Below are 21283 nucleotides of genomic sequence, written 5' to 3' on the forward strand. Positions count from 1 at the left end.
ACTGTCGGCGGAATATTCGTCACGCGCCAGCACCACAATATGGCTGGCACGCTCTGCCCCGGCACGTTTTAAATCCTCCGGGCGGCTGGCCAGTCCGGTGGTATGAACGACCCCCAGCTGACGCAGGCTGTCGGGCAGACCATCGGGGAAATCGTCATTCAGCAGCTGGATCGGCGTATCGCGGTATTCGTCGCTTTCACGAATCTGCATGATCATGCGCTGAAAATAGGCTTCGCGGTTATATTTGGGCGAATTAATAATGAGAATATGATCGGCCATGTTCCAGTCCCAGTGTCCGGTGCGGATACGTTCCCGCCGCGCAATGCGGAAATCCACATAATCGCTGATTAAAAAAGTCATAAGTGTGATGCCACAGATAAACATCAGCAGCATGGTGGCGGCCTGACCGGCCGGGGTAGAGGCAGATACATCACCATAGCCCACAGTAGTCAGCGTGGTCATGGTAAGCCAGATGGCGTGCCAGAGCGCCATCTCCTCCAGCCATACCATCGCCGCCACGTGCAGCGCCGCAAAGCCCAGCAGCACCAGCGCCGAGCGGATCACCGAGCGGCGGATATTGGTATCGGTCTGATACACCGCATGCCGCACACGGCGGTGATGATGGATAAAACGGGTTACTTTATTCATGCCCGCATCATAGCCCGGCCCCAGCGCATCCCCAAGCCATCAGTACCTGAAAAATATGCCGTAATCCGCTACACTCGCGCTATTTCTTACCGCGAGAGTCAGCTTATGGGTTACCACATTTACGGCATCGGCAATGCACTGGTCGATAAAGAGTTTGAAGTCGGCGATGAGTTTTTCGCCAAGGCCGGTATTCAGAAAGGCATGATGACCTTAATCGACGAACAGCAACTGGCCAGCATGCTGGAAACCCTGAGCACGGATTACGGCCTGAAAAAACGCGCCTGTGGTGGCAGTGCTGCCAACACTATTATTGGTGCCAGTTATTTCGGTGCGAAAACCTTTTATACCTGTAACGTAGCCGCTGACGAAGCCGGTGATTTTTACGTGGCCGATTTAAAAGCTGCCGGTGTCGATACCAATATTGGCGGCGAGCGCGATCAGGGTGTAACCGGTAAGTGTCTGGTGATGGTAACGCCGGATGCCGAACGCACCATGAATACCTATCTGGGAATTACCAGCGACCTGCACGAAAAGCACATCCACGAAGATGCTCTCGCGCAGTCGGATTATGTCTATATTGAAGGCTATCTGGTGACCTCAGACACCTCCCGTGCTGCGGCCGTACGCGTACGCGAACTGGCGCGCAAACACGGGGTAAAAGTGGCGATGACTTTCTCCGATCCGGCGATGGTGCAGTTCTTTAAAGACGGCCTGCTGGAAATGCTGGGCGACGGCGTCGACCTGCTGTTCTGTAACGAACAGGAAGCCAAACTGCTGGCCGATACCGACGACCTGAATATCGCTATCGACGTCATTAAGCAACACGCCAAAACCTTCGCTATTACCCTCGGCGCCGAAGGCGCACTGGCGTTCGATGGCGAAACCCTGCATAAAATTGCGCCGCACAGCGTAACCGCCGTCGACAGTAACGGTGCCGGCGATATGTTTGCCGGCGCTTTCCTTTATGCCATTACTCAGGACTATGGTTTTGATGTTGCCGGACGTCTGGCATCCGCCGCTTCGGCTCAGGTTGTCAGCCAGTTTGGTCCGCGTCTGGATGCCGAACAGCACGCGCCGTTAAAAGCGCATCTGCAGGGCTAGGGCCTTTACCTGATGTGGGCAGCCGATAAACACGGCCTGCCCGCTTCTCTTTCTGCGGTTCCTTATCCCCTGCGCCGATCCATCAGAAACCGCCGGTCAATCCCGCCCCACCGCGTTATCCAAACAGGATATACCCACAATGATCCGGCCTGCGCTATTGAAGATGCCAGCCGTCCACATAAAATCAAAAATAACTGGTGGCCCCGGAGCTGGGCTTGGTTATGCAGGATTGCTGGTGCTTGTATCATCGGGATAAGAGGGTTGGTGGTACTTTTTTGCGGGCAGTCGGGTCATCGGTTTCTTTTAACGCTATTCGATACTGGTGCTTAGATGAATATTGAAAACTATGAGGAACTCATTCTGGCCGCCATGAGCCAGCAGGAGCCACAACGCCTGCTGTTTGTTCTGGCAAAATCAGAGTTGCCCGAGGGATACACAGAAGAGCAGCAGGAACGCTTTGAAAATGGTGAAGGCGGTGTGCTCAGCCCGGTGTTATGCGTTGATAAACTTCCTGGCGAAGTGATGCACTTTCATGAGCTGGTCAGCGAATCGGAAAAAACCGGACAGCAGTGGGACGTGGCATTTATCAGTGCCATGTCTGGCCATGACGGCTTCCCGCCACAGCCGGAAGAGGCTGACCAGTACCTGCAGCTTATGGTGAATAAGATCAACGCCGGCATGATATCCGAATACCTGACGTTCAACCGTAGTGGTGAACTGATCGCCCTTTACTGATTTGCCCTTTGCGGATTTATAGCGATTTCTGGCTCTGTTTATGAATGCGGCTGATCAGCTTCATAACCGGGGCCGGAATTCTCCCCATCAGTTCCAGACTGTCGATAAAGTTTTTCAGATACAGCCCGAGTTCGGTGTTACCTGTTATTAACAGCCGACGCTGGAAAAACAGCGTATCCGGATCCACTTCGTTATGTAGCATTTCCAGCAACGATTGCTGATCTGTGCGCAGAGTAACCTCTGAGATCTGCGCCGGGATCATCACTTTGATTCTTTTATCATAAGCCGTAACGGTAAATGAGAAGTTCAGATCACGGATATTAACCGTCGCCAGCTTGCGCTCAAGAAAATCAAGTTCTCCGGCAGACAGCTCTTTTCCAAGAAGATGATTAAGTGCAGATGCGATTACCTGCTCAAGAATAAAATCGGGCGTATAGCGGGTTATTTTCTCAGGTAGTTTTACCAGCCTGTCACCTGCGGCCCTATGAAATTTCCGGGAAAGCATAACTAACCTTCACACCCCAGCACCTGTATTTCCGCCAGAATAAAAAATTCTTAAGCCAATGGGCAAAGCCCATTAATGGGTAGTTCAAACCTACCTATTCGTGGGCTTAGCGGCGGTCACCTGATTTCATTAACATATCAATAGTGTCTTAGGTCCTATCATGGCGGAAATACTATGGAATTGCTTTGCCCTGCGGGAAGCCTTCCTGCCTTAAAAGCGGCAATAAACCAGGGTGCTGATGCGGTATATGTTGGCCTTCGGGGAGATACCAATGCCCGCCACTTCGCCGGCCTGAACCTGGCAGGTTCAGGGTTAGATGAAGCCGTTGCTTATACGCACAAACATGGGCGGAAAATCCATGTTGCCATCAACACATTTGCGCATACAGACGGCTGGGAGCGCTGGCAGAAATCCGTTGATACCGCAGTAAGAGCCGGGGCTGATGTCCTGATTCTTGCCGATATATCGCTGCTGGCATACGCACATGACCGTTATCCAAAAGTTGAAAAGCATCTGTCCGTTCAGGCTTCTGCAACCAATCCTGCCGCTATTGATTTTTACCGCAATCTGGGAATCTCCCGTGTGGTACTGCCGCGGGTATTATCGATGCAGCAGGTAAAATCATTAGCGCGGATTTCAGATATGCCGCTGGAGGTTTTTGCATTCGGCAGCCTCTGCATTATGGCTGAAGGCCGCTGCTATCTCAGCTCTTATATGACCGGTGAGTCACCGAATACTGCTGGCGTCTGCTCTCCGGCTGCCTATGTCCGCTGGGATGAGAAAGCAGACGGATCGCTGGAGTCGCGCCTCAACGGCGTCATGATTGATCGCTTTAATGCTGATGAAAATGCCGGCTATCCCACGCTGTGCAAAGGACGCTTTCAGGTCGGAAACGATTTGTACAATGTGCTTGAAGAGCCAACAAGCTTGAATACTCTGGAACTGCTACCGGAATTATTCAATGAAGGCATTGCCTCGCTGAAAATCGAAGGGCGCCAGCGCAGCCCTGCCTACGTGGAAAAAATTACCCGGGTATGGCGCCAGGCAATTGATGCCGTTCAGGAAGATCCGCAACGATTCCGGGTAAAAGATGAATGGAATCAGGTTCTGAATTCATTATCGGAAGGCAGCCAGACCACACTTGGCGCTTACCACCGGAAATGGAAATAAATAATGAAATTTTCTCTCGGTGCAATTCAGTATTACTGGCCTAAAAATACCGTTCTGAAGTTTTATGACGGTGTGGCCGCTTCTGATATCGACATTGTTTATCTTGGCGAAACGGTCTGCAGCAAACGCAGGGAACTGAACTTACAGGATTATCTGGATATAGCATTTAAATTGCGGGAGGCAGGAAAGCAGGTCTGCCTGTCGACAATGACCCTGCTTGAGAGCCCGGCCTTACTGCGGGAAATGGCACGTTATATTGATAACGGTGAATTTGTTATTGAAGCCAATGATATTGGCGCCGTGCAGCTTGCACAGGAAAGAAACCTGCCGTTTATCGCCGGCCCGGCAATCAACTGTTACAACCAGCACACGCTGAAATATCTGGTAAATTCCGGCCTGAAACGCTGGGTAATGCCTGTGGAACTTTCCCGTGACTGGCTGGAAACATTGCTCGAACAGGAAGTCGTGCGTGATATCCGCACTTGCTTTGAAACAGAAGTGTTTGCCTTTGGTCATTTGCCTCTGGCCTGGTCAGCCCGCTGCTTTACTGCACGCTCAGAAGACCGGCAAAAGGATCAGTGCGAACTGTGCTGCATTAATTATCCCAAAGGCAGGGAGGTACACAGTCAGGATGGAAAACAGGTATTTGTTTTAAATGGTATCCAGACCCAGTCAGGCCAGCGTTACAACCTGATCAATGACTTACCTTCCATGCACCGGCTGGTCGATATTGTCCGCCTGAGTCCGGAACCGGAAGGCACTCTGGATTGGCTGGACCGTTTCCGGGAAAACATCCGCGGTAAGCATCCGGTCAAACTCGCAGCAGGAGACAGCAATGGTTATTGGAATCGCCTTGCCGGAATGCTGACGGTTGAAACCTGAGTCAGCACCTGCGCCAATATCTCAGAATGAGTATCTGACATACCTATCTGGTGGGGGCGGAGTATCTCTGCAGCCGAATTGTTTTTGCCCTTAATTCTGTCATCGTAGCCTATTCTATATGGCTTAGTGGCAGGACTTTATATGCCGAATCTGACAGGCTGGAAGCCGGACGATACGGATTTCTGGAAAAATACAGGCAACCGTTATGTACGCCACCTGCCGGTTCTGCAATTAATTCTGTTACTTGCCGGTTCGTCCGTATGGATGGGCTGGTCAGTACTCTCGGCCCTGATGGCCGACAGCAGTTGGGGCTTCAGCCCACAAGAGCTTTTTTCGCTGATTTATATCGCAGGCTTTTCTGGCGCAGCGCTGCGTCTGTGTGGCAGGTTTCTGGTATTTCAGCTGGGTACCCGGGCCGTAATCTGGTCAGGAATTATTGGAATATGGATTTCGCTGATTGCCATATTCTGGGTCTTTAAAGAATCAGACACGCCTCTTTGGGCATTCAGAATAGCGGCAGCCTGCTGTGGCTTTGGTGCTGTTGTCCTGCCCCAGATAACCAGCATCAACCGCTATATTTATCCGCGCCGTATGCGTTTTATTTCCCAGGAAATGCCCATTGGACTGGGTGATGCCGGGCTGATTCTGATTATGGTAATGATCCCGACGATCATCTATTGGAATCCACCACTAAAAAATATTTTTACCGAATACGTTCTTATTCATGACAGCAGCAACCTGATCGGTGTCATCCATGAAGGCCACGGGCTTTGGTTTCAGTGGTTAATACTTCCAATTGCCGGAATGTGTCTTCTTGCCGCCTGGCTGAACCGCTTTTCACCGGCAGTTAATATACAGAATATGATGCTGATCCGGTCGGCCGGTATCTTTTCCTGGGGGCGTTCCTGGTTACTGCTTCTGCTGGTCATATTGGCCAGTATCGGCATCCCCTATTTGTCGAATAACAGCATGATTACCGGTGCCTTTCCTGCCGTCAGGGAAATGAGCATTTTTATCGTTATTTTCCTCGTGATTTTTGCCATGCAGAATCTTGCGGGCAATCAGATATTTGCAGAGCAGCAACTGAAAGCCCTGGCTAATCGTGAAGTCCATATACTGGCGCTGATGTACCTTATGGGCCATGGTTCTTTTCTTGGATTATCCGTCAGCCTGCCTCTTCTGACAGACCTGATATTTTCCTATATTCCAACCGATGGACATACCGGCAGCCGGATCAATCCCGCCGCCCCATCCATCCTGTCCTACTGCTGGATAGGCCCTCTGTTAGGGCTTTCGGCCAGAGCTGCGGGAAGCTGGATGTCTAAACACATCAATCCGGGAAAGATTCATCAGGTGGCACTGTTTGCGCTTTTCCTTAGTACCGTCGGCATGGCTCTGACCATAACATCAGCACTCTCATCACCGAATCCGGAATTCTATTTCTTTCGTTTTTACATGATTACCCTGTTATTTTTCATTGCTTCTGGCATGTCATCCGGAAGCATCACCAGCCTGGCCATTAAGAAGATTCCTGCGAATTACGCCGACCACAGCCTGATATGGATAATCAGTATATCGTCCTTCGGATTTTTCTATATTCCTGCATTGTTTGCTGATCACTGGCAAAGTGCCGGGCCGGCGGCGGTGTTATCCGGCCTGTCTATTTTTTACCTGACAGGGATGATCATTAACTGGTTTTTTTACTGGCGAAAGGGAGAAGAATCACTCAGCTGAGTGACAAGATACAGAATCAGGAATGAATATCGGGGATAATTTTACTTTCTATATGGTTTACCAGATCAAGCAGAACATCGTCGCCATACTCTTCATCCTGGCGTTTTTTTAAGCCATATTCAGAAAGCAACAGATGATGACTCTCGGTGACATCAATACTGTTAAGACTACGCTGTACGCAGCGCAGCGGACACCCATCAATTGCCAGAACCGGACGACCCGACTGAGCCAGCCGGATAATAGGTTTAACCTGGCCACCGATACCAGCTATACAGGACATTTCTGCAACACCTGAACGATCCAGATGAACCGCAATCCGGTTGGCAAGCTGTGCCACCTGAGAACAGCCAGAGCAAGAATAAACCAGTGGTTTTTCCGGATCTTTCATAAGAATTCTCCACTGAAAAAAATCTGTATACCAGAGTTTGATTTTCAATAAACAGCTGCGTTTTTTAGTAAAAACGGGGATTAATTACGGGGAAGTTTTAATATATCACGCCGGATATTTTTTACTATCAATCTGTTCAGAACAGATGTCGGTCTTATGCGGAAAAGGTGAGGAGCCTGTGAATAATCCGGTACGGATATGATCCGTTATTCAGAGGCTCACTCTTTGGGTATCAGCCATAGAAAAGGCCATTCCCCATAGCAGGCTGTTGATTTTCTATCTGCGTTGCCACTGCAGTGTTAAAAACCGACTCAAAATGCTCATTTACGACCTGTAAACTACGCTTTTTCGCCGGTTTTTGCCTTGCATTGACTACCCCGAAAACGAAAATAAACAACCTGCCAAGCCTGTTACTTGGCTTTCTGCTGACTGTAATAGGCAGCAAGGTTAGCAATATCCTGATCACTCAGACCTTTTGCCATTGGCGCCATAATGGCTGCATTGCCTCCGGTTCTCTGGCCATCGCGATAAGCCTTGAGTGCATTTTCAAGATAGGTTGCATGCTGTCCGGCCAGTTTTGGATACATTGGGACCATGCTGTTACCATCAGCATTATGGCAGGCTGTGCAAATTCCTGATTTTGCCTGTCCGGCAGCTGCATCGCCGGCCGCCATGCTGGCAGAACTGAATGCCATAGTAACAATGGCGCTTGCCAGAAGTATTTTTTTCATCATCAATCTCCTTAAGGTTGCCCTGAGGCTTATAGCTGCCAGATGGCAGTCAATGTGACTGCAGAAATGGTTATTATTAACCACCCATACAGAATTCTTTGTAAGAAGAGCGGAGCCTGCTTCATCTCCATAAAATACCGGATGATCCAGATACCTTTTATCAGAGCTGCAAACCAGGCTGCAACCGCTAACAGAATCAGATGCTCCGGCTTGCGGAGAACAACAGCCAGTGTCAGCAACAGCATTAACAACCACAAAGTCTTTAATGACGTTCCTGCTATACTGCTCATAGCATCATCCTGTTTCATCTTAGTACATAAAGCGCCGGGAAAAGAACGATCCACACCAGGTCAACCATATGCCAGTAAGAGGCTGCACTTTCCGCCGCTTTTAGTTTCTGCTCATCGTCCGGGTCTGTCTTTTTCAGCCAGCGGCCGAGAATAATAAGAATCATCATTCCGGCAAGCACATGGAGAAAATGAAAGAACGTCGTGAAAAAATAAAACCCGAAGAATATATCGTAGTGCAACGAGTACCCATTGCTATAGAGTGTTTGATATTCACTCACTTTACTAATGACATAGATCATTCCGCAGCCGGATGCCGCGAAAAAATAACGCGCACAGCCATCGCCCTGAATGCGGAGCTTATTAACGCCTGTTGCCACCAGGTAACTGCCCGTCAGCAATGCCATCGTATTAATCACCCCGGCAGAAACATGCAGCTCCTGCAGGCCGGCCTGAAACATCTCAGGCTGCCGGAGGCGAACCAGAGAGAAGCCGGCGATCAGCAGGCCAAAAACAGCCAGTTCAGCACAAAGAAAAAACCACAGGGCAATATCGCCCGGGATCTTGTCTTTTCCGCTCAGAGTCAGCGGGCTGTTCATATGTTCAGTCCGGTCAGATTAAGATAGAGCTTCGGCAGTATCCGTGGCAGCTGATCCGCACGGTTAATACAGAAGTACCCCTGATGGCCAAACACATAGGGAACATAATCAGCACTGTTCTGATCAATGGTGACACAGTGGGTTGTTACCCCTGCACGGTGAGCCTCGGTGATCGATACCCGGGTATCTTCAAGGCCATAACGACCTTCATACAGATCCAGATCATTAGGCTTACCGTCGGTCAGTATCAGCAGCAGGCGCTTTTCTGCCGGATGGTCATTAAGGATATCGGTTGCCTGGCGGATAGCCGCTCCCATGCGCGTGTAGTAGCCGGGCGTTAAGGCTTTAATCCGGCCATGAACATTTTCACCCCAGGGTTCGTTAAAGTTTTTGATCATATTAATCCGCACGTGATCGCGCCGGCGTGATGAAAAGCCATACATAGAAAAGCGATCACCGCTGGCATCCAGTGCCTCCCCCAATAAATGCAGACTGTCGCGGATAACGTCGATAACCTGCTTATCATTGTTAGCCCAGGCATCGGTCGACAGCGACAGATCAGCGAGAACAAGACAGGCCAGATCACGGTTCTGACGACGCTGCTGCCGCCATACCGGCGCCACGCTTTCGGCGTGTCCCTGCAGCCGGCTGGTGCAGTGATCGATCGCAGCATTTATATCCAGCTGCTGCCCCTGAACCTGCCGCCGCAGTTGCACCGGCTGAGTGTTAAAGCAGGCAAACTGCCGGCGCAGACGCTGCGCAGTCTGCTTAAGCTCATCCGGTAAAGGAGCTGGCTCAGCACCGCGCGGCAGCATCGGAATAACCCGGCAGTAATCCTCACGTAAACACTGCTGGCGGTAATCCCACTCAGGATAAGACAGGCCAGAGCCCAGCGGAATGTCATCCTCCGCCGCACTGGGCAGATCCAGATCGAGACGTATTTTTGAAGCCTGACTGCCACGGGTCCGCGATAGCGTAATCAGATCAAGATCTTCTGCTATTTTTCCGGCATCCGCGTCATCGGCATCATCTGCGGTACGGTCAACAGGAATAAATTCCGACCACGACAATAAGCTTTCCAGACGAAATAACAGCAGGCCATTACGGCCATCAGGATCATCGGCAAATTCGGCCTGGCGGCGGATATTCGCCGTGCTTTTCTGTTGCACCTCAGACGCTGCGGGCTCCTGTACATCGCCACTGTGCTGAAGCGGAGCCAGATTTCTGCCCGGATATAACCACAGGGGCACAGGATCAGGATCTCCCGGCCCGTCAGGCAGCGCAGTAACAGATCCCGGCTCCTTCAGAGCAGCACGCAATGCCATCTCTCTGGGCAGAGCCGCAGCACTGAGCTTCAGCCGTAAATCTCTCTGTTGCAGCTCGGCTTCAACCAGACGACGGTAGACAGGGACCAGACCGGGATAGCGTTGCAAACAATGCTGCACGCTATGCTGATTATCAACAAACCAAGGGGCAGAGCCGGCAGCTGCCGGAAGCGTGCAGGATGCCAATGCCGCCAGCCACAGATACAGGTCAGCATTCAGCGTCCGCTGCGGATAAAAGTCGATATGATCCGGCAGATATAAATGATTCTGATCGCGCCACGCCAGCGCCTGACGCAGACCGGAACCTGCCACCTTCTGCAACCACGAGCGCGACGCTTTAACCCGTTGCTCAGCAGCAACCGAGAGACGCAACCCGGCATCGCCGCCCAGCGCCCTGAATATCATCGCCAGTGTTTTCTGTTCATCGCTGAGCAACACCGCCGCATCCGGATAAGTACGGACAGCCACACGGGTAATAAAATGATGCCAGCGGATACCAACAGCTTCTTCCATCGCAGTTACTCCTGTTCCCGGGCAATAATTACTGGTAATTGCCGCTCATACTGTCTGGCATCATTGCCACTGGCCCAATACAGCAGTGATCCGGCAGGATTGTGTTTTTGCACTTCAGCACAGGTATCAATACAGAGCCTGCATTGAGTGCAGGTAATCTTCCGCTGCTTATGTGCTCTTGGCGGCAGGCGCATAGGGCAGACCTGATCACAGGCATGACAGTCACGGCAGTCTTTTCCCCGCTCTTTGCGGTAACCAATCACCAGGCCACGCGGATTGGCCGCCCAGATCAGACTCTGAAAAATTCCGACCGCGCAGCCATACCGGCAGAACCAGTGACGCGCCAGCGTAAATTCGATAAAAAATAATACCGTTGCCGCACACAGAAAAATCAGCGGATATGTATCAACCTGCAGCCGGAAAATACCCTGCCATAAAGGCAGCGGAGGAATCAGATAACTGAGCAGAGAAACCGCCCATAAAAAAGAACAGGCCAGAATCCAGAAAAAAAGTACCGTTCTGGAACCAGGGCGCGCCCCGCTGCTGCTCTTTTCCCACAACGAACGCCTGCCAAGCCAGTAATGCATTTTACTGTCCAGCCACTCCAGAACAGAAAAATGCGGGCACAACCAGCCGCAGTAAATTCGTCCCCAGCGCCAGACAAAAACAATAAGTACAATGACCGTCAGCAGGACGGGCAGCGCCAGACGCCAGAATAATTGTGAAAATACTGAAGCAGCACTCTGACCAGCAGCAGGTGCAAGCTCCAGCGTCCAGTCATAACCAAAAAAAATAAAATGGCCGAGCGTCAGATCCAGACGAAAAATATCCAGAACCGGCGCCAGCAGAAATAATAAAAAAAATACGCTGCGGCTGATCAGACGGTAGCGTTGTACCCCTGAATTCATCAGCCTGTCTTCCTGGCCGCTGCCCGAAGGCAGCGGCTGTGATCTTTGCATATATTCAGGCACTGACAGGTAAAGCAGGTGCATCAGCCTGAGTACGGCTGGCGACAACAAAACTGTATAAGTACAGCATCACGCCACCACCAAAAGCGATACCAGCAACCAGACGTGCCCAATAAATAGGAACAATCAGGTCTTGTGTCGCCATATAGCCCAGGGCAATGCCATCAGCCGGCATACGCTGCTGCATCACCTGAATAATACCCGCCGCAGTCAGCAGCAGAGTAATCATCAGCATGGATACACACATGACCCAGATGGAGGCAATTTCCACTTTCTGTGCCTGCAGACTGTTACTTAAACGTCCCTGCAGCTGTGGCCATGCGTAAGAAATAATCGCCAGCACAATCATCACGTAAGCGCCAAAGAATGCCAGGTGACCATGAGCGGCCGTAATCTGAGACCCGTGGGTGTAATAATTTACCGGCGCCAGGGTATGCAGGAATCCCCAAACGCCCGCACCAAGGAAAGCCATAATGGTACAGCCGGCAGCCCAGGTAACGGCGGCTTTGTTAGGGTGTTCGCGGCGGCGCTGTTTAATCATGCTGAAAGCGAACACCATCATCATGAAGAAAGGTAACGGCTCGACGGCAGAGAAAACCGATCCGATCCATAGCCAGTATTCCGGAGCGCCGATAAAGAAATAATGGTGGCCGGTGCCAAGAATGCCGCTGATCAGAGCCATCGCAATAATCAGGTACAACCATTTTTCCACAACCTCACGATCCACACCGGTGGTTTTGATCAGAATAAAGGCGAGGATGCTGCCGAGAATCAGCTCCCACACACCTTCAACCCACAGGTGCACAACCCACCACCAGAAATACTTATCCAGAGTCAGTGATGCCGGGTTATAAAAAGAAAACAGGAAGAACACGGCCAGGCCGAGAAGACCGGTGATCAGCACCATGTTAATCACGGTTTTACGGCCACGCAGAATAGTCATACCAACGTTAAACAAGAATCCGAGTGCAACAATAACAATACCTATTTTGGTAATAGTTGGCTGTTCCAGAAATTCCCGCCCCATGGTTGGCAGAATATTGTTGTATGTAATCTCCGCCAGCGTTGCATAGGGAACCGATAAATAACCAACAATGGTCAGGGTGCCGGCAATGGCATAAGCCCAGAACAGTATCCAGGCCAGTTTCGGGCTATACAGCTCACACTGAGTTTCTTCAGGTACAAGATAGTAAGTCGCGCCCATAAAACCACAGAGCAGCCAGACGATCAGAAGATTGGTGTGCACCATACGGGCAACGTTAAAAGGGATTTCCGGAAACAGGAAATCACCGATGATGTACTGCGTGCCAAGAATCAGACCGAAGACAATCTGACCGACAAACAGCAACATGGCAAAGGCAAAGTACGGTTTTGCAACCGCCTGGCTTTGATATTTCATGATGTTTGATCCTTGAATAATTAAATTGAAATGGTCGTCATGCATCAGCCTTCGATATTTGGTGGCCAATCGTTGGTGTCGATGCGGGAAGTCCAGATCAGGAATTCAGCTAAATCGTTAATCTCCTGCTCTTTTAAATGGAACTGTGGCATTTGGCGGCGTCCTTCAACACCAGTAGGCATTGCCTTCATCCAGGCAGAAAAATACGCCTTGAATACCTGCTCATTTTCCATCCCGCGGCGCTGAAAAACGTTCCCCAGCTCGGGAGCAAAATAGGCCCCCTCTCCCAGCAATGAATGACAGCCGACGCAGTTATTTTTTTCCCAGATTTCTTTGCCATGTGCGACTTCAGCGGTGAGCAGTTCACGATTCTCACGCTTCGGCAGCACCGTAACGGTATCAACCGTCAGAGCAACAAAGAGGAGGAAAAAGAATGCGCCCCCACCGTAGTAAATATTCCGGGCCATGCCCTTAGTGAAACGTTCTGACATAAAATGTCTCCTCGCGGTTATAAAAAGACGGCTCATTAACCAACTGGCATAAGAGCGCGGATAATCTGGCGAACAGCTTGCTGGGCGGCGGGCTCGTCACTCAGGGTTTCAGTCAGAGCCGCTTCCGTTGCGATTTCTGCCGGCAACCCGCTGCGGATCAGACGGGCACAATGAATCAGAAGGCGGGTAGAAGGAGACTCCTCAAGATCGGCGTCATTAAGCTTGCGCAGAGCAGCAGCAACCGCACACAGACGCTGCGCAGTCTGCAGATCGATACCACTTTCCTGCATAACGATCCGGGCTTCCTGCTGTTCATCCGGGTAGTTAAAACCGATGCTGACAAAGCGCTGGCGGGTACTGGGTTTAAGTCCTTTCATCAGGTTGCGGTAACCCGGGTTATAAGACATAACCAGCATAAAACCCGGCGCGGCATGAAGCTGCTCTCCGGTGCCATCAAGCGGCAGAATGCGTCTGTCATCGGTGAGGGGGTGAATAACAACCGTTGTATCCTTGCGGGCCTCAATAACCTCGTCCAGATAACAGATTGCCCCTTCGCGCACAGCACGCGTCAGCGGGCCGTCCTGCCAGAACGTGCCGTTGTTACCGATCAGGTAGCGGCCAATCAGATCGGCAGCGGTCAGATCATCATGACAGGCAACGGTATAGAGCGGGCGCTTCAGCTGCTCCGCCATATGCTCAATAAAACGTGTTTTACCGCAGCCGGTAGGGCCTTTAATCAGAACAGGAAGCTGATTACGGCTGGCGTGCAGGAAGAGTTCAACCTCACTTCCCTGCGGCTGATAAAAGTGCAGCCGTGAGTCCGCTGGCGACACAGCAGGAGCATTCATATGCCGATCCTATGGGTAACTTTACGGTGCTAATGCTCTCCTTTAGCAAAGAGGTCATAAATACCAAACAATAGAGATCGATATACCTACATATAGGTACCTTTCCTTAAAACAGGCAAAATATACCTCTTCAACCAACTATCAGAATCAAAACCGAATGAAAGCAAGTTATTGTTTATTAAAGATTTTAATTTAAAAATCAAAACCAAAAATCTAAAAATGGTTATTTATTCAACCTAAATGGTTAAAAATACCCAAGTATAAAAAATACCAACTCAAGTCAATTTTATAGCCGGGATAAGGCAGTCGTTATTATATTTTTGACCTGAATCAGTTTTTTATCCGCACATCTGGTTGAGCATGCAATTCCATTCAGGAATTAATGGATTTCGGCATGACACGCAAACCCCCGGGTCTCCTCAGCCTGTTACTTGTATTGCCTATGGCATCCCCCGCCCTGCCATCCCGGGCCGATAACACAGCCACAAGCCTGCCACTGATGGTGGTTTCCGCAACCGGCTACCGCCAACAGGCACTGATGAGCCCGGCAGCCATTACCGTGCTGGAACAGGAGCAACTGAATCAGCAGCCAGTATCCGACCTCGCCGAAGTACTGCGTGATATTCCCGGCATAGCCATTGTCGACTCCGGGGTTCCCGGCATGAAACGTCTGTCATTGCGGGGGGAAAGCGCCCGCCGTGTTCTGGTAAAAATTAATGGCCAGCCGCTGGCCGACCATTCCAATTACGGCACGCCATTACTGATCGATATTAATATGATCGAACGTGTCGAAGTCGTTCGTGGCCCATCCTCTGTTGTACATGGTGGTAATGCTCTCGGCGGTGTCATTAATATCATCACCCGCCAGGCATCTGCCGGTGAGCAGGAAGTTATTTTCAGCTCCGGATATTACTCAGCAACCCGCGGACAACGCGTTTCTGCCGGTGTACTGGCTGCCCGGCAAGGGCTGGATATGCGCCTGCAGGCCAGCCGCACATCCCATCAGGATCGCCGTCTGGCTGATGGCACACTGGAGAATTCCGATTCTCTGCAGCGCTCAGTCTCAGCAGAGCTGGGTTACAGCCAGGCACAACACCATATCAGCTGGCAGGGCGACTATTTCAAACAATATGCCAGCGCCTGGGTGGAACCCGACTCGGGTATTGATTATCTGCGCTTTCCGGAGCGCAACTCTCTCCGTCATGCGCTGAATTATGAATACCTTCAGGATCACGGCAGCCTGCAAAAAATTAATGCCCGGATGTATCAGCATAATGGCCGGCGCGTTATGGAAAATGCGATCAGCAGTCAGACACCCGTGGTGGCTGTGAATGTTGATAATTTCTCCGATGATGATCTGCTGACCAGTGGTGGCCAGTTAAGTACAGAAGCCCGCTGGCTGGGAAATAACCTGACGGTAGCTGGTATGGAGTATCAGAGCGACCGCCTGGATACAGACAAACGCTCGCAAACAACACTGCGTATGCTGACCCTGCCGATTCCGCCAACCGTGACAGAAAAAACATCCGCGCAACAAGCGGAACAAAACCAGTGGTCAGCATTTTTACAGCAACAGATTGTATTAACCGCAGATGCTGAGGCACACGCCGGTCTGCGTTATTACCGTATTAACTCACGCCTGACCGATAGCACAGAGCGCTCTGACAGCGATAACCATGATGATGAAATGGTTGGCTCCGTATCCATGGTCTGGCGCGCCACTCCGGCCTCGGCATTACGCATCAACCTTGCTCAGGGATATTCCTACCCCAGCGTCACCCAGCAATTTGCCGTTACCGCCGGTGGCAGCAATGTGCATTTTGGCAACCCGGATTTAACCGCAGAAAAAGCAACCACTCTGGAATTCGGATTCCGCCTCGACAACAAGCAGTGGCTGCTTGACCTCGCGCTGTATTACAACCGCGCACGTGATTTTATCGACCGCGAAGCCCTGACTGCGGCTCCGCCTGAATACACCACAACCACCACAGCATCACAGTCTCTCTGGCGCTGGGTCAACATTAATAAAGCCAAAAGCTACGGTCTGGAACTGGCCGTTTCCCGTCAGCTTAAAACGCTCCGCCCTTACGCCAACATTACCGTACAACGCCGGGAGCTCGATTTCGCCAGCGGTGAAGACACCTGGAACAGCGGCCTGCCCGAATACCAGCTGCAGTCCGGAGTGCAATGGTCAGCCCTGCCAAATACACAGCTGGATATCTTTCTGCGCTCTTACGGTGATGCCCGGCGGGATGACGAAAATGGCGTAAAAACCGCATACAGCGGTGGCTACGCAGAATTCAATATCGCCATGCAGTATCAGCCGGTTAACAACCTGATGTTGACCGCTGCGGTTAATAACCTGACCAATCAAAGCTACCAGAACCCTGAAGAATTACCGGCTGCCGGACGTGCGCTCAATGCCGAAATGCATTGGCGTTTCTGATGACAACCAGACGACCTGAAACTGGGATATATGAGAGAGGAACGATCATGAAATACTGGAAACATCCACTTTGCCTGGCCATTGCCGCGCTCAGCTTAGCGGTTCACGCGGTACCCAACCCGGAAAATGCAGCATCGGCTTATCAGGGCGAAGCGTCTGCTATCGACCCGGCATCGGCTAAAGTTGTGCGCTCACCCGGCGCACCGGATCTGACTGAGGCAGAATTTGAAAAAGCCAAGAAGATTTATTTTCAGCGCTGTGCAGGCTGTCACGGCGTACTGCGTAAAGGCGCAACCGGCAAGCCACTGACACCGGATATTACTCAGCAAAAAGGCCAGGCTTACCTCGAAGCACTGATTGGTTATGGCTCGCCAGCCGGTATGCCAAACTGGGGATCGTCCGGTCAGTTTTCGCCGGAAGAAGTCACCCTGATGGCCAAGTACGTTATGCATGAACCACCGACACCTCCTGAGTGGGGTATGAAAGAAATGCTGAATACCTGGGAGGTATTTGTTAAACCTGAAGACCGCCCGAAAAAACAGATGAATGATCTTAATCTGGATAATCTGTTTTCTGTCACACTGCGGGACGACGGTAAAATTGCATTGATCGATGGTGACACCAAAAAAATCGTAAAAACCATCGAAACCGGATACGCCGTGCATATCTCCCGCATTTCGGCCTCGGGCCGTTACCTGCTGGTTATTGGTCGTGATGCCCGGATCGATATGATTGATTTATGGATGAAATCACCTGGCAAAGTTGCTGAAATCAAAATCGGCATCGAAGCCCGCTCGGTAGAAACATCCAAATACGAAGGCTACGAAGATAAATACGCCATTGCCGGTGCTTACTGGCCGCCGCAATACACCATTATGGATGGCGAAACCCTGGAACCGCTCAAAATTGTTTCGACCCGTGGCATGACCGTCGATAAGCAGGAATACCATCCGGAGCCCCGCGTTGCTGCGATTATCGCGTCACATGAACATCCGGAATTTATCGTTAATATTAAAGAAACCGGTAAGGTACAGCTGGTTAACTATCAGGATGTCGATAACCTGACCGTTACCACCATTGGCACCGCTCCGTTCCTGCACGATGGTGGCTGGGATGTAACCCATCGCTACTTTATGACTGCGGCAAACCAGTCGAATAAAATTGCCGTGATTGACTCCAAAGAGCGGAAAATGACTGCACTGGTTGATGTGGGCAAAATTCCTCATCCGGGACGTGGCGCTAACTTTGTGCATCCGGAATTTGGTCCGGTCTGGGTAACCAGCCACCTGGGCGATGAAACCATCTCCCTGATCGGTACCGATCCTGAAAACCATCCGGATCATGCCTGGAAAGTTGTGCAGACTCTGAAAGGACAAGGTGGCGGTTCTCTGTTTATCAAAACACACCCAAAATCGAATCACCTTTACCTGGATACCACCTTTAACCCGGATGCCAAAGTCAGCCAGTCTGTGGCGGTATTCGACATTAAAAATCTGGCAAAAGGCTACACTGTTCTGCCGATTGCTGAGTGGTCCGGAATAAAAGAAGGAGCCAAACGGATTGTTCAGCCGGAATACAATGCCGCCGGTAACGAAGTCTGGTTCTCAGTCTGGAACGGCCAGGAAGAACCGTCTGCGATTGTGGTGGTTGATGACAAAACACTGAAACTGAAAAAGGTAATTAAGGATAAACGCCTGATTACCCCAACCGGTAAATTCAATGTGAAAAACACTCAGCACGATATCTACTGATCATCGTCTGCTGAGCAGAAAAGCGGCACATTATGTGCCGCTTTTTCTTTTTTCAGATGCGGAAAATTCAGCCGGATGATGCTCATCAGTATGAGAGCTCAGAGGAAACTTCTGCTCCAGAAGTTCAAGCTCAGGCCGATGCAGCCAGGCAATCCGACCTGCCAGTTCATCACCGGCAGGCAGCAGATGTATTTCTATGCAGCGCTTATCGGTTATCGATTCACGCCGCTCGACCAGACCCAGCTCACAACAGCGGTCGACCAGCATCACCGTGCCATGATGTTTTGCCTGAAGTTTTTCCGACAATTCACTGATTGTGGCCCACTCCCGTCCGGAAAAGCCTTTCAGATGCAGCAATAACAGATACTGCAATGAAGTCAGACCATGGGCTTTGCAGATATTTTCACTGTGGCGCTGGAAGATACGCAGGCGATAGCGGAAATCCGAAAGGTTCTGATAATCCTGCTTATTCAATTTATCCATAAAGAATCTGATCCTCAGACAGCTTCAGCAATACGGCCCGATATGCTTGCCACCGGATTAAAGGTGATCTAAACCGTATATATCATAGCATGATATATATGGAGGTAATTATGAACCTGTCAGAACTGATAATGCCCTGGTCAGCGAAAGGCTGGGAAAAAATGCGGTCGATGAATATCTCCATACCGGCTCTGGCCTGGAAGCTGGTTCTGCCACTGTCTTTCCTGCCGCCGATTCTGCTCTATTATGCCGGAACCCATTACGACAACAGCTACATTCAGAATTTCCCGGAAAAAAACTGGCATTTTATTACCACCACATTTTTCCTCGCAGAATTACTGACCTTTTTTGTAATGGGATGGCTTATTCACTCAGTACTGGAAAGCCACGATCTGGCCATTAACTATCACGACGCCTACTTACTGGCGGCTATTGCCCCCATTCCTATGTGGCTGTCTTCTCTGGGATTACTTATTCCTTCCGCTTTAATTACCGGCATTTTTGCAGGTGTCGGATTAGTCGCTTCCTGTGTCATTCTCTACCTTGGAACCAGTGCGCTCTGTCACCGCAATACGGATGATGTGGTCAGCATGTCCGCAACCTATACGATAATGTCTGCCGCATTTCTCGCCTGGATTATGCTGATGGTTATCGTCTGGGCTTATTAAGGCACCTCTGAATAGTTCAGTGCCCGCTTCGGCTTACTGAAAAAGTCCAGCTCGCTGCTGAAAATATATCTGCAGTTTTAATTGGCATTTTGCGCCATGCCAATCCATCGACACGGAAAATTTTTCTTATCCCTGAAGCTGTCAGGCTGTTTTTGCAACGGCTGGCCCAGACTGTCCAAATAACCGGTTTATACCTCCCCTGTAACCTCTGATTTTATGCGCCAAAAAATATTTAATGACGGGTGACAGGGGTTATTGATTAAAAACACAAAAAATTGACCTGAGTCCTTCAACCTACCTCCGATGGGGTATGTTGGCTGTGTCCGGTGACTGCGACAATTTGACGCATTAGCCAGACTGATGCTCATTCCAGACATCAGGCTGACGCTGAATAGGAATTGTATGATGTCAGCACCTGACAGCCCCCTGAAACATTATTTATGGCCTTTTTTTGTCCTGATGTTTTTTGTCCTCAGTATTTCCGTAGCAGCGGTTCCGGAAGTGGCAGCCTCAGAAAACGCTGGACACAAAGCAGAAAATCGACAGCAGAAACGCCTGCAGGCTCATAAGCCCTCCGATAAATCAGAAGACACCGCACAGCAACGCCTCCGCCTTCTTCTGCCTGAGGCGACAGAGATATCGTCTCCCGAAGGTGATTTCGGTATCCGGACCATCAAAGGAAATGACCGTTTACTGGGCTATATGTTTGAAACAATCAACGTAGCCAATATTCCTGCCTACTCCGGCAAGCCGATTAATATGCAGGTTATCCTCAGTCCTGAGGCCGTTATTCTTGATGCCTGGCTGCTGGAACACCACGAGCCAATTCTGCTGGTCGGTATTCCGGAACAGAAGCTGGTTGATTTTGGCGTAGCCTATCAGGGCATCAGGGCTGATCAGCGCGTAGTGGTTGGCAGCACCAATGATGAAAACGCCGTGACCGTTGATGCCATCACCGGTGCCACCGTTACCGTGATGGTTGTGAACGAAATCATCATGAAGGCCACTCACACAGTCGCCGCATCATTGGGACTGGTCGAAGCGCAACTGTCACAGAAACAGAAACCCGCCAATATTCTGCCGGAGGTTTACAGTAACGCCGGCTGGCAGCAGCTGACCGGAGACGGCTCCATCCGTCGTATGCACCTGTTACGCTCCCAGGTGGACGAATCATTCAGGGGCACCGACGCCGAACAGGTGGAAAAAGCCACAGCGGATCAGCTTAACGATACCTTTATTGATCTTTATGTTGCCTATCTGAACGCGCCAACTATTGGCCGCAACCTGTTGGGTGACAGTCAGTACCGCTTCCTGATGGAAGAGCTGAAACCCGGCGAGCACGCCATTGCTGTGCTGGCCAACGGCATGTTCTCATTTAAAGGATCAGGCTATGTGCGCGGCGGTATTTTTGACCGCATCCAGCTGCGTCAATTTGGTGATGTTATCTCCTTCCGCGATCTGGACCAGCAACGTCTGTACGATGTCATGGCCGACGGCGCACCGGAGTTTAAAGAAAAATCGCTGTTTATTATCCGTGACAAAAGCCATTTTGACCCTGGCACTGACTGGACCTTTGAGTTACTGGTGCGCCGCCAGACAGGCCCGGTGGAT

The 21283-nt window shown here is 50.7% G+C and carries 21 protein-coding genes; 9 read left to right on the top strand and 12 right to left on the bottom strand.

The annotated features are described in order from the left end of the window. Positions 1-648, bottom strand: a 648-nt coding sequence (locus B3P58_RS11855) for a potassium channel family protein (protein WP_286717706.1), incomplete at its 3' end; no start/stop codon positions are given. A gap of 105 nt (positions 649-753) precedes the next feature. Between B3P58_RS11855 and B3P58_RS11860 the strand changes: the two genes are divergently transcribed. Further along, a complete protein-coding gene (locus B3P58_RS11860) occupies positions 754-1749 on the top strand; it encodes an adenosine kinase (protein WP_145468038.1) in 996 nt (331 codons plus the stop codon). A 330-nt stretch (positions 1750-2079) separates the two neighbouring features. Next, positions 2080-2484 carry a ribonucleotide reductase subunit alpha gene (locus B3P58_RS11865; RefSeq protein ID WP_145468036.1) on the top strand — a complete coding sequence of 135 codons (405 nt, stop codon included), beginning with the start codon at positions 2080-2082 and terminating at the stop codon, positions 2482-2484. Between the two features lie 16 nt (positions 2485-2500). Here B3P58_RS11865 and ubiT read toward each other — a convergent pair whose 3' ends face one another. Further along, on the bottom strand, positions 2501-2989 hold the full coding sequence (gene ubiT, locus B3P58_RS11870) for a ubiquinone anaerobic biosynthesis accessory factor UbiT (protein ID WP_145468035.1): 489 nt from the start codon (positions 2987-2989) through the stop codon (positions 2501-2503). Between the two features lie 174 nt (positions 2990-3163). Here ubiT and ubiU point away from each other — a divergent pair, with 174 nt between their 5' ends. The 3 genes from ubiU (at position 3164) to B3P58_RS11885 (ending at position 6775) form a co-directional block, all read left to right on the top strand. Further along, positions 3164-4159: a ubiquinone anaerobic biosynthesis protein UbiU gene (ubiU, locus tag B3P58_RS11875; RefSeq protein ID WP_145468033.1), complete on the top strand. Its 996-nt coding sequence runs from the start codon at positions 3164-3166 to the stop codon at positions 4157-4159. 3 nt (positions 4160-4162) lie between these two features. Beyond that, positions 4163-5041 carry a U32 family peptidase gene (locus tag B3P58_RS11880; RefSeq protein WP_286717708.1) on the top strand — a complete coding sequence of 293 codons (879 nt, stop codon included), beginning with the start codon at positions 4163-4165 and terminating at the stop codon, positions 5039-5041. Positions 5042-5332: 291 nt separating this feature from the next. After that, positions 5333-6775 (top strand): hypothetical protein, encoded by a 1443-nt coding sequence (locus tag B3P58_RS11885; protein WP_286717709.1) that lies wholly within the window; start codon positions 5333-5335, stop codon positions 6773-6775. A 16-nt stretch (positions 6776-6791) separates the two neighbouring features. Here the strand turns inward: B3P58_RS11885 and B3P58_RS11890 are convergent, their stop codons facing one another. The 9 genes from B3P58_RS11890 to B3P58_RS11925 all read right to left on the bottom strand — a co-directional run bounded on the left by B3P58_RS11890 (position 6792) and on the right by B3P58_RS11925 (position 14324). Beyond that, a complete protein-coding gene (locus B3P58_RS11890; RefSeq protein WP_145468027.1) occupies positions 6792-7163 on the bottom strand; it encodes a putative zinc-binding protein in 372 nt (123 codons plus the stop codon). Between the two features lie 410 nt (positions 7164-7573). Next, positions 7574-7897 (bottom strand): c-type cytochrome, encoded by a 324-nt coding sequence (locus B3P58_RS20770; protein ID WP_414716570.1) that lies wholly within the window; start codon positions 7895-7897, stop codon positions 7574-7576. A 26-nt stretch (positions 7898-7923) separates the two neighbouring features. After that, positions 7924-8202: a cytochrome C oxidase subunit IV family protein gene (locus B3P58_RS20775; protein WP_414716569.1), complete on the bottom strand. Its 279-nt coding sequence runs from the start codon at positions 8200-8202 to the stop codon at positions 7924-7926. Then, positions 8199-8780: a cytochrome c oxidase subunit 3 gene (locus tag B3P58_RS11900; RefSeq protein WP_286717711.1), complete on the bottom strand. Its 582-nt coding sequence runs from the start codon at positions 8778-8780 to the stop codon at positions 8199-8201. Before B3P58_RS11900 ends, B3P58_RS20775 begins: the two co-directional genes overlap by 4 nt. Beyond that, complete coding sequence (locus B3P58_RS11905; RefSeq protein WP_286717712.1) at positions 8777-10618, bottom strand: nitric oxide reductase activation protein NorD; 1842 nt, start codon at positions 10616-10618, stop codon at positions 8777-8779. Before B3P58_RS11905 ends, B3P58_RS11900 begins: the two co-directional genes overlap by 4 nt. A 5-nt stretch (positions 10619-10623) precedes the next feature. Continuing rightward, complete coding sequence (locus B3P58_RS11910; RefSeq protein ID WP_286717713.1) at positions 10624-11526, bottom strand: 4Fe-4S binding protein; 903 nt, start codon at positions 11524-11526, stop codon at positions 10624-10626. A 55-nt stretch (positions 11527-11581) separates the two neighbouring features. Next, positions 11582-12985, bottom strand: coding sequence for a cbb3-type cytochrome c oxidase subunit I (locus B3P58_RS11915; RefSeq protein WP_145468016.1), 1404 nt, complete (start codon positions 12983-12985; stop codon positions 11582-11584). Between the two features lie 44 nt (positions 12986-13029). Further along, the gene (locus tag B3P58_RS11920; protein WP_145468014.1) at positions 13030-13476 is read right to left on the bottom strand and encodes a c-type cytochrome; all 447 of its coding nucleotides are present in this window, start codon (positions 13474-13476) and stop codon (positions 13030-13032) included. Between the two features lie 35 nt (positions 13477-13511). Beyond that, complete coding sequence (locus B3P58_RS11925; protein WP_286717715.1) at positions 13512-14324, bottom strand: CbbQ/NirQ/NorQ/GpvN family protein; 813 nt, start codon at positions 14322-14324, stop codon at positions 13512-13514. Positions 14325-14718: 394 nt separating this feature from the next. On the opposite strand from B3P58_RS11925, the gene B3P58_RS11930 reads away from it, so the two are divergent. Continuing rightward, entirely contained in the window at positions 14719-16770 is a 2052-nt protein-coding gene (locus tag B3P58_RS11930; protein WP_286717717.1) for a TonB-dependent receptor plug domain-containing protein, read from the top strand. A gap of 47 nt (positions 16771-16817) precedes the next feature. Continuing rightward, positions 16818-18521 (top strand): nitrite reductase, encoded by a 1704-nt coding sequence (locus tag B3P58_RS11935; protein WP_145468010.1) that lies wholly within the window; start codon positions 16818-16820, stop codon positions 18519-18521. A 30-nt stretch (positions 18522-18551) separates the two neighbouring features. Here the strand turns inward: B3P58_RS11935 and B3P58_RS11940 are convergent, their stop codons facing one another. Beyond that, on the bottom strand, positions 18552-19004 hold the full coding sequence (locus B3P58_RS11940) for a MarR family winged helix-turn-helix transcriptional regulator (RefSeq protein WP_286717719.1): 453 nt from the start codon (positions 19002-19004) through the stop codon (positions 18552-18554). 110 nt (positions 19005-19114) lie between these two features. Here B3P58_RS11940 and B3P58_RS11945 point away from each other — a divergent pair, with 110 nt between their 5' ends. Both B3P58_RS11945 and B3P58_RS11950 read left to right on the top strand, forming a co-directional pair. Continuing rightward, positions 19115-19672: a Yip1 family protein gene (locus tag B3P58_RS11945; protein WP_286717720.1), complete on the top strand. Its 558-nt coding sequence runs from the start codon at positions 19115-19117 to the stop codon at positions 19670-19672. A 402-nt stretch (positions 19673-20074) separates the two neighbouring features. After that, positions 20075-21283: FMN-binding protein (locus B3P58_RS11950; protein ID WP_286717721.1), on the top strand; the 1209-nt coding region annotated here is incomplete at its 3' end.

Source organism: Thalassolituus sp. UBA2009, from assembly GCF_002335285.1.
In the GTDB taxonomy this organism is placed as follows: Bacteria; Pseudomonadota; Gammaproteobacteria; order Pseudomonadales; family Oceanobacteraceae; genus Venatoribacter; species Venatoribacter alkanivorans.

Coding starts and splice junctions, on each gene's coding strand:
- B3P58_RS11860 (WP_145468038.1), top strand. CDS start 754: ATGGGTTACCACATTTACGGCATCGGCAATGCACTGGTCGATAAAGAG.
- B3P58_RS11865 (WP_145468036.1), top strand. CDS start 2,080: ATGAATATTGAAAACTATGAGGAACTCATTCTGGCCGCCATGAGCCAG.
- ubiT (WP_145468035.1), bottom strand. CDS start 2,989: ATGCTTTCCCGGAAATTTCATAGGGCCGCAGGTGACAGGCTGGTAAAA.
- ubiU (WP_145468033.1), top strand. CDS start 3,164: ATGGAATTGCTTTGCCCTGCGGGAAGCCTTCCTGCCTTAAAAGCGGCA.
- B3P58_RS11880 (WP_286717708.1), top strand. CDS start 4,163: ATGAAATTTTCTCTCGGTGCAATTCAGTATTACTGGCCTAAAAATACC.
- B3P58_RS11885 (WP_286717709.1), top strand. CDS start 5,333: ATGGCCGACAGCAGTTGGGGCTTCAGCCCACAAGAGCTTTTTTCGCTG.
- B3P58_RS11890 (WP_145468027.1), bottom strand. CDS start 7,163: ATGAAAGATCCGGAAAAACCACTGGTTTATTCTTGCTCTGGCTGTTCT.
- B3P58_RS20770 (WP_414716570.1), bottom strand. CDS start 7,897: ATGATGAAAAAAATACTTCTGGCAAGCGCCATTGTTACTATGGCATTC.
- B3P58_RS20775 (WP_414716569.1), bottom strand. CDS start 8,202: ATGAAACAGGATGATGCTATGAGCAGTATAGCAGGAACGTCATTAAAG.
- B3P58_RS11900 (WP_286717711.1), bottom strand. CDS start 8,780: ATGAACAGCCCGCTGACTCTGAGCGGAAAAGACAAGATCCCGGGCGAT.
- B3P58_RS11905 (WP_286717712.1), bottom strand. CDS start 10,618: ATGGAAGAAGCTGTTGGTATCCGCTGGCATCATTTTATTACCCGTGTG.
- B3P58_RS11910 (WP_286717713.1), bottom strand. CDS start 11,526: ATGAATTCAGGGGTACAACGCTACCGTCTGATCAGCCGCAGCGTATTT.
- B3P58_RS11915 (WP_145468016.1), bottom strand. CDS start 12,985: ATGAAATATCAAAGCCAGGCGGTTGCAAAACCGTACTTTGCCTTTGCC.
- B3P58_RS11920 (WP_145468014.1), bottom strand. CDS start 13,476: ATGTCAGAACGTTTCACTAAGGGCATGGCCCGGAATATTTACTACGGT.
- B3P58_RS11925 (WP_286717715.1), bottom strand. CDS start 14,324: ATGAATGCTCCTGCTGTGTCGCCAGCGGACTCACGGCTGCACTTTTAT.
- B3P58_RS11930 (WP_286717717.1), top strand. CDS start 14,719: ATGACACGCAAACCCCCGGGTCTCCTCAGCCTGTTACTTGTATTGCCT.
- B3P58_RS11935 (WP_145468010.1), top strand. CDS start 16,818: ATGAAATACTGGAAACATCCACTTTGCCTGGCCATTGCCGCGCTCAGC.
- B3P58_RS11940 (WP_286717719.1), bottom strand. CDS start 19,004: ATGGATAAATTGAATAAGCAGGATTATCAGAACCTTTCGGATTTCCGC.
- B3P58_RS11945 (WP_286717720.1), top strand. CDS start 19,115: ATGAACCTGTCAGAACTGATAATGCCCTGGTCAGCGAAAGGCTGGGAA.